The organism is Microbacterium sp. HMWF026, from assembly GCF_003061325.1.
Taxonomy (GTDB): domain Bacteria; phylum Actinomycetota; class Actinomycetes; order Actinomycetales; family Microbacteriaceae; genus Microbacterium; species Microbacterium testaceum_E.
The window spans coordinates 1-11209 of the sequence record NZ_QAJB01000030.1 but is presented as its reverse complement, the minus strand read 5'-3'; the positions used below and the strand labels follow the sequence as shown (position 1 = coordinate 11209).

Sequence of the window (11209 nt, the reverse complement as noted above, 5' to 3'; positions counted from 1 at the left end):
CGGCGACGACCTTGGGGTCGTCGTGGAACGTGGTGGCCTTGACGATGGCGGCCGCGCGCTGGGCGGGGTTACCCGACTTGAAGATGCCCGAGCCGACGAAGACGCCGTCGGCGCCGAGCTGCATCATCATGGCGGCGTCGGCGGGCGTGGCCACTCCCCCGGCGGTGAACAGCACGACCGGGAGCTTTCCGGTCTCGGCGATCTCGACGACCAGGTCGTACGGTGCCTGCAGCTCCTTCGCGGCGACGTAGAGCTCGTCCTTGGTCTTGGCGCGCAGGGCGTTGATCTCGCCCGTGATGGTGCGGATGTGCTTGGTGGCCTCGGACACGTCGCCGGTGCCGGCCTCTCCCTTGGAGCGGATCATCGCCGCGCCCTCGGTGATGCGGCGCAGCGCCTCGCCGAGGTTGGTCGCGCCGCACACGAACGGCACGGTGAAGTTGTACTTGTCGATGTGGTTGACGTAGTCGGCGGGCGAGAGCACCTCGGACTCGTCGATGTAGTCGACGCCGAGCTCCTGCAGGATCTGCGCCTCGACGAAGTGTCCGATGCGCGCCTTGGCCATGACCGGGATCGAGACCGAGGCGATGATGTCGTCGATGAGGTCGGGGTCGCTCATGCGCGCCACGCCGCCCTGCGCGCGGATGTCGGCCGGCACGCGCTCGAGCGCCATGACGGCGACGGCGCCGGCGTCCTCGGCGATGCGTGCCTGCTCGGCGGTGACGACGTCCATGATGACGCCGCCCTTGAGCATCTCGGCGAGTCCGCGCTTGACGCGGGGGGTTCCGATGTCGGTCATGTCCACTCCGATCCGTGCGCGCTCGGGAGGCGCGATTATTGGCTTAGGCCAAACCGTAGCATGGCTCAGGACATAGGCTGGTCGTACTCTGGGGGGCCTATGACCATCGACATCACCGGGCGCTCGGCATCCGAGATCTCCGCCGATCTGCGCACGCGCATCGAACGCGGCGAGCTCGCGCCGGGCACCCTGCTGCCACCGGTCCGCACGCTCGCGACCGACCTCGGCGTCAACCGCAACACCGTGGTGGCGGCCTACCGGCAGCTCGCGCAGGCCGGCCTGGTCGAGGCGCGCGGGCGCGGAGGCACGCGCGTCGCCGACCGCGCCGCCGTCGCCCAAGAGGGCTACGCGCCCGACACGGTGCTGCGCGACGTCGGGACCGGAAACCCCGATCCCGCGCGCATCCCCGACCCCACCGCGGCCCTCGCGCGCTCCGCCCGCCCGGTGCTCTACGGAGAACCCGTGATCGACCCGGGTCTCGAGGCGTGGGCCCGGGGGTGGATGACCGAGGAGCTCCCCCAGGACGACGTGCGCATCACGGTCACGAGCGGGGCGAGCGACGCGATCGAGCGTCTGCTGGCGCAGGCTCTGCAGCGCGACGACGCGGTCGCCCTCGAAGACCCCTGCTTCCTCTCGGCGCTGCACACGGTCCGCACCGGCGGATATCGCGCCGTCCCCGTACCGGTGGATGCCGAGGGCATGACGGTGGACGGCTTGCGCGCGGCGCTGGCGGCGGGTGTACGCGCGGTCGTGTGCACCCCGCGCGCCCACAACCCGACCGGAGCGAGCCTGAGCGCGGAACGCGCCGCGCAGCTGCGCGCGGTGTTGACCGCGCATCCGTACGTCCTGGTGATCGAGGACGATCACTTCTCGCTCCTGTCGCGCGCGCCGCTGCACTCGGTCATCGGTCCTTCGCAGCGGCGCTGGGCGCGCATCCGCTCGATGTCGAAGTTCCTCGGCCCGGACACGTGCCTGGCCGTCACGGCATCCGATCCCGACACCGCCGACGGTCTGGGCGTGCGCCTGACCCCCGGCACCACCTGGGTGAGCCACATCCTGCAGCGGCTGACGCTCGCGCTCGTCACCGACGACGAGGTGCGGGCCGGGATCGAAGAGGCCGCAGAGCACTACGCGCGCCGCAATGCGGCGTTCGCCGAGGCTCTCACCGCGCGCGGCCTCGCCGTGCGGCCGGGCGACGGCCTCAACCTCTGGGTGCCGCTGCCCGTTCCGGCGGCGGGCGTGCGCGAGGACCTCATGCACCGCGGCTGGCTGGTCCGCGAGGGGGATCCGTTCTTCCTGGGCGAGGGCGAGCGCGGTTCGTTCCTGCGCCTGACCGTGCACGACCTCGACGAAGACGCCGCGAGGACTCTCGCCGACGACATCGCCGCTGTCGCCGGTGTCTCGGCCGCGCGGCGACCGGGCGCCCGAGGTGGGAGGATCGAGGCATGAAGGTTCTCTCGATCCAGTCGGCCGTCGCCTACGGGCACGTCGGCAACTCGGCCGCGGTGTTCCCCCTGCAGCGCATCGGCGTCGAGGTCCTGCCGGTGTACACGGTCACCTTCTCGAACCACACCGGCTACGGGGCCTGGCGCGGTCCGCTGATCTCGCCCGCGGACGTCGCCGAGGTGATCGCCGGTATCGAGGACCGCGGTGTCTTCCCCGAGATCGACGTGGTGCTCTCGGGCTACCAGGGCGGCGAGGGGATCGGCGACGTCATCATCGACGCGGTGGCGCGGGTGAAGAAGGCGAATCCGGATGCCGTCTACGCCTGCGATCCCGTCATGGGCAACGCGAAGTCGGGCTGCTTCGTCGCTCCGGCGATCCCCGAGCTGCTGCGCGAGCGCGTCGTGCCCGTCGCCGACATCATCACGCCGAACCAGTTCGAGCTGGGCTTCCTGACCGGGACCGAGCCGGGAAGCATCGACTCGACCCTCGCCTCGGCCGACATGGTGCGCGCCCGCGGTCCGCGCACGGTGCTCGTCACGAGCGTCGAGCGGCCCGACCGCGAAGCCGACACGATCGAGATGATGGTCGTCGACGACGCGGGTGCCTGGATCGTCCAGACCCCGCTCATCCCGATGAAGGCCAACGGCTCGGGCGACGTGACCGCGGCCCTGTTCACCGCGCACTACCGCCGCACGAATGACGCCGCCGACGCACTGGCGCGCACCGCGTCGAGCGTTTTCGATCTGCTCTCGAACACGTACGACGCGGGCTCGCGCGAACTGCGTCTGATCGAGTCGCAAGAGGCGTACGCGCACCCGCGGCTGCAGTTCACCGTGCGTCAGGTGCGCTGACCCACCCGGGTCACCCGCCGTACACGTCCTGATAGGCCGCCACCCACGCGTCGCCGTCCTCGGGGCAGAGGAAGGTCGCGCCGAACACCATCACGCTCGCGATTGGCGCTTCGGCCTGGGTGCGTGCTTCGCCCTGCGCGTCCGCGGGGATCAGCTGGGCGAACAACGGCGACGTCGAGACGTGGGCGATGAGGGTGGACGCGTCCACCTCGTGACGGCTCAGGATCGCCGTCTCGCAGGCGTCGCCGGCCAGGGCGAGGGCCAGGCTCTCGTCCTGGGAGGACCACGACAGGCCCTGCTGCTCCACGTAGGCGCGCTGCTCGGCGATGAACTGCTGCTGCGCCGGTGTCACCGCCACCAGCGGGGTGCCGTCCGTGGGCAGCTGCTGCTCGCGGAAGAACTCGTCGCGCTCGGCGAAGACGTCCTCGAAGGAGTCGGGATCGGCCGTCGCCTCGTTGCTCGGACTCGCCGTGTCCGCGGCGGCGGGCGTGGGTCGGGACGCCGACCCCGCGGCATCCGGGTCGAGAGGGCTGGGTAGCGCCAGGCACCCGGTCGTGCCGACGAGGATCGCGGCCAGCGTGAGCGACAGCAGGGCGGGGCGAGTGGCGGCGTGCATGCGCCCACGGTAGTCATCCCGACGACCGTGTCGATGGGGGTTGTGGATAACGGGGGGAGCACCGTCTCACGCGACACGCGTGCTGGTCGACGCAGGTGCGGCGGCGGGAGGGCGGCGCTCCGCTCAGGCGTCCCAGGCGTCGGCCACGGCGCGGCGGACGTCGCCGAGCAGCTGCGGCAGGGCCTTCGTCTTGGCGATGATGGGGAAGAAGTTCGCGTCCGAGGCCCAGCGGGGCACGATGTGCTGGTGCAGGTGGGCATCGACCCCGGCTCCGGCGATCGCACCCTGATTCATGCCCAGGTTGAAGCCGTCGCAGTTCGACACGGCGCGCAGCACGCGCATGCCGCGCTGCGTCAGTGCGCCGATCTCGGCGACCTCCTCATCTGTCGCCTGGTCGTACGTGGCGATATGACGGTAGGGGCAGACCAGCAGGTGACCCGAGTTGTACGGGAAGAGGTTGAGCAGGACGTACGCCGTCCTCCCCCGCGCGACGATCAGTCCGTCTTCGTCGCTCTTGTCGGGGGCCGCGCAGAACGGGCAGTTCTTCTCCATCGGCTCGCGGCCGGCCGAGATGTAGGCCATGCGGTGCGGCGTCCACAGGCGCTGGAACTCGTCGGGAACCCCGGCCATGGTCGCGGCATCCACGAGCTCGGGGCCGTCCGCGGCCGGCGCCGAGGCGTCGGCCGGGACGGCGTCCGGGGCGTCGGTCACGCCAGGTCCTCGGCGGTGTTGACCAGGGTGCGCTGAGCGATGGCCCCCGTGATGCGGGCCACGGCCTCTTCGACCGGGATGCCGTTGAGCTGCGTCCCGTCGCGGAAGCGGAACGACACGGTGCCGTTCGACCGGTCCTGCTCTCCGGCGATCAGCATCACCGGCACCTTCTGCGTGGTGTGCGTGCGGATCTTCTTCTGCATGCGGTCGTCGCTGTGGTCGGCCTCGGCGCGGACGCCCCGCGTCTTGAGGTCGGCGACGATGCCCTGCAGGTAGTCTCCGTACTCCGCGGCCACCGGCACGGCCACGACCTGCACCGGGGCAAGCCACACGGGGAACGCGCCGGCGTAGTGCTCCAGCAGGATCGCGAAGAAGCGCTCGACCGAACCGAACAGCGCCCGGTGGATCATGACGGGGCGGTGCTTCTCGCCGTCGGGCCCGGTGTACTCGAGCTCGAAGCGCTCGGGCTGGTTGAAGTCGAGCTGGATGGTCGACATCTGCCACGTGCGGCCGATGGCATCCCGAGCCTGCACCGAGATCTTGGGGCCGTAGAACGCCGCGCCACCCGGGTCGGGTACGAGCTCGAGGCCCGAGGCCTCGGCGACCTCGCGCAGCGTGTCGGTCGCCTCGGTCCACAGCGCGTCGTCGCCGATGAACTTGGGGTTGCCTTCTTCTTTCGTCGACAGCTCGAGGTAGAAGTCGTTCAGGCCGTAGTCGCGCAGGGTCTGCAGCACGAAGTCGAGGCTGTGGGTGAGCTCGCCCTTGACCTGGTCGGCCGTGACGTAGATGTGGGTGTCGTCCTGGGTCATGCCGCGCACGCGCGTCAGACCGGCCAGGGTGCCGCTCTTCTCGTAGCGGTAGACCGACCCGAACTCGCTCAGCCGCAGCGGCAGCTCGCGGTAGCTGCGACCCCGCGAGCGGAAGATCAGGTTGTGGAACGGGCAGTTCATGGGCTTGAGGTAGTACTCCTGGCCCTCACGCGAGACGTGGCCGTCGGCATCCACCACCTCGTCCAGGACCATCGGGGGGTACATCCCGTCGGCGTACCACTGCAGGTGACCGCTGGTCATGAACAGGTCGCCCTTGGTGATGTGCGGGGTGTTGACGACCTCGTACCCGCTGGCGAGCAGACGCTCGCGCATGTAGCGCTCGATCTCGTAGCGGATGATGCCGCCCTTGGGGTGGAAGACGCTCAGTCCCGGGCCGATCTCGTCGGGGAACGAGAACAGGTCGAGTTCTTTGCCGAGCTTGCGGTGGTCGCGCTTCGCAGCCTCTTCGAGGCGGTGCTGGTACGCGCGCAGCTCGTCCTTCGTGGGCCAGGCGGTGCCGTAGATGCGCTGCAGCTGCGGGTTCTTCTCGCTGCCGCGCCAATAGGCGCCGGCGATGCGGGTGAGGTCCCACCCGTTGCCGATCAGACGCGTACCGGGCACGTGGGGTCCGCGGCAGAGGTCCTTCCACGCGGTCTCGCCGTCGCGGGTGACGTTGTCGTAGATCGTCAACTCACCGGCGCCGACCTCGACCGAGGCGCCCTCGGCGGCTTCGGCGGACCCGCCCTTGAGCCCGATCAGCTCGAGCTTGAACGGTTCGTCGGAGAGCTCGGCGCGGGCCTCGTCGTCGGTGACGACGCGACGCACGAACCGCTGGTTCTCGCGGACGATGCGCTCCATCTCCTTCTTGATGACCTTGAGGTCGTCGGGGGTGAAGGGCTCGTCGACCTGGAAGTCGTAGTAGAAGCCGTCGGTGACGGGCGGACCGATGCCCAGGTTGGCCTGGGGCTTGACACGCTGGACCGCCTGAGCCAGCACGTGCGCCGTGGAGTGGCGCAGGATCGACAGGCCATCGGCGCTGTCGATCGTCACCGGCTCGACCTGGTCGTCGGCCGTCACGGTCGTGGCCAGGTCTTTCAGCTCCCCGTTGACGCGCAGGGCGACGACCGAACGGTCGGGGAAGAGGGCGAAGCCATCGGCGGGGAAATCAGTCACAGAACATCTCCTGAAGGGGTCTGCTCCAGGCTACCGGGCGGGCGTGGCCGCGATCGCATCGCGCGTGCCCCATAGTGGAGCGGTGACTCTGGCCATCATCGGCGGCGTGCTCTGGATCCTCGGGATCGTGGCGCTGCTCACCGGCGCCCTCCCCGCCGACGACGCCCTCGCCGTCGCCGACCGGGTGTGGCCCATCCTGCTGTTCGTCGTGGCGGTGACGATCGTCGCCGAGCTCGCCTCGAAGGCGGGACTGTTCGACGTCGTCGCCGCGCGACTGGCGAAGCTCGCGCGCGGTCGTACCGCCCTGCTGTGGGTGCTGGTGGTGGGGCTGGCAACCGTGGCGACGGCGTTCCTCTCGCTCGACACCACAGCGGTGCTGTTGACGCCGGTGGTGGTCGCCATGGCCGTGGCGCGCAAGCTCGACCCGCTGCCGTTCGCGTTCGTCACGGTGGTGCTGGCCAACACGGCCTCGCTCGTGCTGCCCGTGTCGAACCTCACCAACCTGCTCGCCTCCGAAGCCCTGGGTGGGGGACACGACCCGATCGCGTTCCTGGCGCTCCTGGGGCCGTCGGCCCTCATCGCGATCGCGGTGTCGGTGGTCGTGCTGACGGTGGTCTTCCTGCGCCGCCTCCCCCGCACCTACCCGGACGCCGCCGCCCCCACCGTGTCGGACCGGGTCCTGCTGCGCATCTCGGGCATCGTCACGCTCGCGCTGCTGCCGCTGCTGGTCGTCGGACTGGAACCGTGGATGCCGGCCGTCGCCGCCGCCGTCGTGCTCATCGCGGCGTTCGCCGTGCGTGCGCCCGGAGCACTCGGCATCCGTCTGGTGCCCTGGTCTTTGCTGGTCTTCGCGGGCGGGCTGTTCCTGGCGGTCGGTGCACTCGAGGCGCTCGGGATCGGCGGGGTTACCTCGGTGCTCGCGGGAACCGGTGACGACCTCGTGTCGCTGTGGCAGCTGGCGGGCGTGGGGGCCCTGGCGGCCAACGGCATCAACAACCTGCCCGCCTACCTGGCCCTCGAGTCGGTCGCCGGCTCCCCCGTGCGTCTGGCCGCCCTGCTCATCGGGGTCAACGCCGGTCCCATCGTGACGCCGTGGGCGTCGCTGGCGACCCTGCTGTGGCACGACCGGCTCGTCGCCGCGGGCATCGAGGTGCGGTGGAGCCGTTTCGTCGTTCTGGGCGCGGTGATCGCTCCTCTGATCCTTCTGCTCGGCGTGCTCCCGCTGGTGTGGTGAGCGCTCAGTCCTCGTAGGTGCGCGACCACGCCTTGCGCGGTTCGATGAACCACACCGCGAGACCCTCGCGCAGGTCGTAGGGCTCTCCGGTGTACTGCGTCGAGATGCGGTCGACGTACGGCAGCGCAGTCTCGCCGTCGATGCGCTCGACGGCGACACCGCGGACGAAGGCCGATGCGTAGGGGTTGTCGGCGCCGGTCACCGAGATCGCGACGCGGGGGTCGCGGCGGATGTTGCGGTCCTTCAGGGTGTCCGTCACCGTGAAGATCATGAGCCGGTCACCGTCGACGCCGACCCAGAGCGGGATCGAATGCGGCGACCCGTCGTGCATCAGGGTGGACAGGTGCGCCACGGCATCCGTCTCGAAGAAGGGCTTCGCGTCGTCCCAGTCGGTCATGCTGCCGACAACTACCGTCGAGTGGTGGGCATTCCCCGTTCAGGAGTGCGCGGGCGCGCGCACCTGATCGTTCGGCACCTCGCGGAAAGTCATCTCCTCGCGCGGCGCGCTCTCGCGCGGAGCCGATTCGTCGGGCTCGGGGATGACGTAGAGCCCGCGTCCGGAGTTCGCGTTGTAGGTGAGCGCGTGCAGCCACGCGGGACTCAGCTGCGGGCTGCGGCTGCCGTGGTACTTGAACACCAGCGAGACGTTCGGGTGGATGTAGACCGTCGTGCGGCCGCCGCCGGTGCTGATGTCGTCTTTCCACGTGAAAGGAAAGCTCTCGCCCCGGCGCACCTTGGCCATGATCACCGCCTGCAGGTGGGCGAGCAGGCGGTCCTCGAAATCGACCTTGATGTTGCTGTCGTAGATGAACTTGCCCATGGCGTCTCCTGAACCGGCCCCCGTGTCGTGCGCATCTCCAGGCGAGAAGTCGAACGCGGCAGGCCCGGGGGTGGCGGCCGTCGTACCTGCAGAGTCCCGCGGAAGGGCGAGGACCGCAAACCCCCTTGCCCTCACCGCGGTTCGCGGATAGGCGCTGTCGCAATCGGGCCCATCCGCAGGGGCGGCTCAGTCGCGTCGCGAGATGCGGAGCATCACGCGGTCGCCGGGCTTGCGTTGCACGCGTCGCACGAGTCTCTCGAACCCGAGGATGGCCGTGTACTGCCACCGGTACTTGCGGCGCAGGGCGGAATCGGCGCGGGCATCATCGGTCGCCGGTCCGGCGATGCGGCCGTGCGCCTCGACGGTGACGGCGTCGGGCTCGACGGCGCCCATGCGGCTGCAGGGTCGCAGCACAACGCGCGAGTCGTTGCGAAGCCGCTTGACCTTGCCGGTGGTGCGCTCGCTCGTGACGACGAGTTCATCGCCGTCGCGCGCGATCCACACCGGCACAGAGACCAGGGCGCCGTTGCGTCGGTAGGTGCCGAGAGAGACGAAGGGGGATGCCGCGATCTCGCGCCAATGGGTGTCGGGGACCGTCATGCCGCAACGCTACTGCGCGGGTAGCTGCTTCGTCGGTGGTTGCGCCCGACGGCTCGGCGGGTGCTGGCCGCCGGGTTTCTCAGGGCCACCGCAAGATCAGCGCAACGCTTGCGCAAGATGCCGGATTTCGTGTCCCCCATTCGGGGGACATGCCCTAACGTCGAGGTGTTCCCGCCGCCAGGCACTCCGCAGCCCCCCTTTCTGGCGGCGGGAACAGCCACTCTCCCGCTGGAACGGATCGAGGCGACGTCTCTCCGCTCGCGGGGTTGCTCGTCCCGGCCTCGGTTCGTGGCGCCTGGCTGGTGCACCGCGTCAGATGTCCAGCACGCCGTCGACCGCCGTTCCGGTTGACGGGAGTCTGCCCGTGGCGAGGTCCTCCATGAGGTGCAACGATGCGTACGGAGGCGGCGTGAACCGTCCTGCGGCGTCGAAGACCCGGACAACGCGCCGCATCCGCCCGTTCGTGAAGTGCGGATGCGGAAGCTCACCTCGACGCGCGTGGCGGGCCACTCCCCCCGCACCTCGACGCGGGGTTCGCTGACACCGGAGACGAGGGAGGCCGGGTCCTCGGAAGGGCCCGTCCAGTACCGGTCGAGAGGGGCACGTCGCCACGCGTTCGCATTCGTCCGGGCCGCGCCTGACGGCGATCGGCTCGTCGGCCGCGACGGAGATCGTCGCGTTTCCGTCGCGGATCCGCTGCCACCCCTACTCCTCCGGCATCCCGTCAATCTGGCAGGACTGTGCGCCAACAGCCCCATGACAGCTGCCCTTCGCGGCAGTCGTCACCCCCGGGGTGTGGAGAAACGAAAAAACCCCCGGCAGAACCGGGGGTTTCATTCGGTGCGCGATACTGGGATCGAACCAGTGACCTCTTCCGTGTCAGGGAAGCGCGCTACCGCTGCGCCAATCGCGCCTATACAGGCTGTTCTGTTGTGAGTTGAGGTGGCGACGGGATTCGAACCCGTGTAAACGGCTTTGCAGGCCGGTGCCTAGCCGCTCGGCCACGCCACCGTGTGTGGTTCGACCCACGTGTCTTGATCCTCCGTCGGTTTCCCAGACGGAGATCCCTCCACTCGAGCGGATGACGAGACTCGAACTCGCGACCCCAACCTTGGCAAGGTTGTGCGCTACCAACTGCGCTACATCCGCATTTCGTTCCCGGGGCTTGCCCCGAGCACTCGTAAGACATTACCCGATCTGAGCGTGTGCGCAAAACGAGGCGCGGCCCGCGCGTGTCTCACCGGATGGTTCGAAGCACGTCTCGGCATCCGGTACGATCGATGAGTCCCGTTCGGGATGCGGGCGATTGGCGCAGTTGGTAGCGCGCTTCCTTCACACGGAAGAGGTCATCAGTTCGAGTCTGGTATCGCCCACCGCAAGGCCCCCGGTTCGCCGGGGGCCTTTCTGGTTCATGTGGTGCTGTCGGCATCCGCGAGGTCGGGCGGCCAGACGACGCGAAAGCGTTCGAAGACGATGTCGTCGCTCTCGGTCCAGGGAGTCGGCCACGCGGAACCGACGCGCGAGAAGTACCGTCGGTGCCCGTCCCGCCAGTGCTCGATCGTCCGATCGCCTTCGCCCTCGTCGGCAGCGAATCGCTCGTCGATGCTGTCGAAATCACCCATCCGCAATTCGGTGGTACGCAGGACGACGCGAGGCATCCCCCTCCCGTCGCACGCGATCCAATGCGCGCCGATGCGGGGCAGCGGGTCCCCCTCGGCGGTGAACTCGCGCACGAGCGCCGACGTCGCCCGCTTCGCCCCGCTCACGACCGCGTCGAGCAGTTCGTCCGCCAGCTCCGGCGTGTCCCCGAAGTGCTCGACGATGAAGGCGGGATCGGATGCTGCCGCCTCCGGCCGGGCTCGCACGTACTCGTGCCACAGCCGCAGGGCCGCGGCGTGATCGATCTCGATGGGCGTGGTGCTCACACCCTCATGCTGACAGACGCCTCGCGCGGGTCAGGTGTCGGCATCCTGGATCACCACGCGCAGGTCACGACGACGCTGGCCCAGGCGCGAGCGGGAGCTCGCGGGAGTCGCTCCGGTCCCCGCGACGGGTGCCCGTAGTCCCCCGATCCCCGTCCCTGCTGTCGTCGCCCGGGGTATGGCGGCTGCCGCCGTCCCGCCGACGGCGCCGCCGAGCAGCCCACCCGTGAC

Annotated in this window: 12 protein-coding genes and 4 tRNA genes; 4 read left to right on the top strand and 12 right to left on the bottom strand. The window is 69.7% G+C overall.

What is annotated here, in order from left to right:
- The coding region (gene pdxS / locus DBR36_RS01410) for a pyridoxal 5'-phosphate synthase lyase subunit PdxS (RefSeq protein WP_108317239.1) at window positions 1–796 on the bottom strand (796 nt) is incomplete at its 3' end.
- 99 nt (window positions 797–895) lie between these two features.
- Between pdxS and DBR36_RS01405 the strand changes: the two genes are divergently transcribed.
- Together DBR36_RS01405 and pdxY are read left to right on the top strand one after the other, a co-directional pair.
- The gene (locus DBR36_RS01405; RefSeq protein WP_108317238.1) at window positions 896–2245 is read left to right on the top strand and encodes an aminotransferase class I/II-fold pyridoxal phosphate-dependent enzyme; all 1350 of its coding nucleotides are present in this window, start codon (window positions 896–898) and stop codon (window positions 2243–2245) included.
- Entirely contained in the window at window positions 2242–3093 is an 852-nt protein-coding gene (gene pdxY / locus DBR36_RS01400) for a pyridoxal kinase PdxY (RefSeq protein WP_108317237.1), read from the top strand. The genes DBR36_RS01405 and pdxY overlap by 4 nt, the downstream gene beginning before the upstream one ends.
- A 10-nt stretch (window positions 3094–3103) precedes the next feature.
- Here the strand turns inward: pdxY and DBR36_RS01395 are convergent, their stop codons facing one another.
- The 3 genes from DBR36_RS01395 to thrS form a co-directional block, all read right to left on the bottom strand.
- A complete protein-coding gene (locus tag DBR36_RS01395) occupies window positions 3104–3709 on the bottom strand; it encodes a hypothetical protein (protein ID WP_108317236.1) in 606 nt (201 codons plus the stop codon).
- A 123-nt stretch (window positions 3710–3832) separates the two neighbouring features.
- Window positions 3833–4339, bottom strand: coding sequence for an HIT domain-containing protein (locus tag DBR36_RS01390; protein ID WP_108317241.1), 507 nt, complete (start codon window positions 4337–4339; stop codon window positions 3833–3835).
- 77 nt (window positions 4340–4416) lie between these two features.
- Window positions 4417–6402 (bottom strand): threonine--tRNA ligase, encoded by a 1986-nt coding sequence (thrS, locus tag DBR36_RS01385; protein WP_108317235.1) that lies wholly within the window; start codon window positions 6400–6402, stop codon window positions 4417–4419.
- A gap of 82 nt (window positions 6403–6484) precedes the next feature.
- On the opposite strand from thrS, the gene DBR36_RS01380 reads away from it, so the two are divergent.
- Complete coding sequence (locus tag DBR36_RS01380; RefSeq protein ID WP_108317234.1) at window positions 6485–7636, top strand: SLC13 family permease; 1152 nt, start codon at window positions 6485–6487, stop codon at window positions 7634–7636.
- 4 nt (window positions 7637–7640) lie between these two features.
- Here DBR36_RS01380 and DBR36_RS01375 read toward each other — a convergent pair whose 3' ends face one another.
- From DBR36_RS01375 to DBR36_RS01350, 6 genes are all read right to left on the bottom strand, one after another.
- Entirely contained in the window at window positions 7641–8033 is a 393-nt protein-coding gene (locus tag DBR36_RS01375; protein ID WP_108317233.1) for a TIGR03618 family F420-dependent PPOX class oxidoreductase, read from the bottom strand.
- Between the two features lie 39 nt (window positions 8034–8072).
- Window positions 8073–8456: an ATP-dependent DNA ligase gene (locus tag DBR36_RS01370; protein WP_108317232.1), complete on the bottom strand. Its 384-nt coding sequence runs from the start codon at window positions 8454–8456 to the stop codon at window positions 8073–8075.
- Window positions 8457–8642: 186 nt separating this feature from the next.
- Window positions 8643–9056 (bottom strand): PPOX class F420-dependent oxidoreductase, encoded by a 414-nt coding sequence (locus DBR36_RS01365; RefSeq protein WP_108317231.1) that lies wholly within the window; start codon window positions 9054–9056, stop codon window positions 8643–8645.
- Between the two features lie 841 nt (window positions 9057–9897).
- Window positions 9898–9969, bottom strand: a tRNA-Val gene (locus DBR36_RS01360).
- A gap of 27 nt (window positions 9970–9996) precedes the next feature.
- Window positions 9997–10067 (bottom strand) — tRNA-Cys (locus DBR36_RS01355).
- Between the two features lie 65 nt (window positions 10068–10132).
- Window positions 10133–10205, bottom strand: a tRNA-Gly gene (locus tag DBR36_RS01350).
- A gap of 151 nt (window positions 10206–10356) precedes the next feature.
- On the opposite strand from DBR36_RS01350, the gene DBR36_RS01345 reads away from it, so the two are divergent.
- Window positions 10357–10429, top strand: a tRNA-Val gene (locus DBR36_RS01345).
- 36 nt (window positions 10430–10465) lie between these two features.
- Here DBR36_RS01345 and DBR36_RS01340 read toward each other — a convergent pair.
- On the bottom strand, window positions 10466–10981 hold the full coding sequence (locus DBR36_RS01340) for an ASCH domain-containing protein (protein ID WP_258222504.1): 516 nt from the start codon (window positions 10979–10981) through the stop codon (window positions 10466–10468).
- Window positions 10982–11011: 30 nt separating this feature from the next.
- Window positions 11012–11209: hypothetical protein (locus tag DBR36_RS17460; protein WP_219927598.1), on the bottom strand; the 198-nt coding region annotated here is incomplete at its 5' end.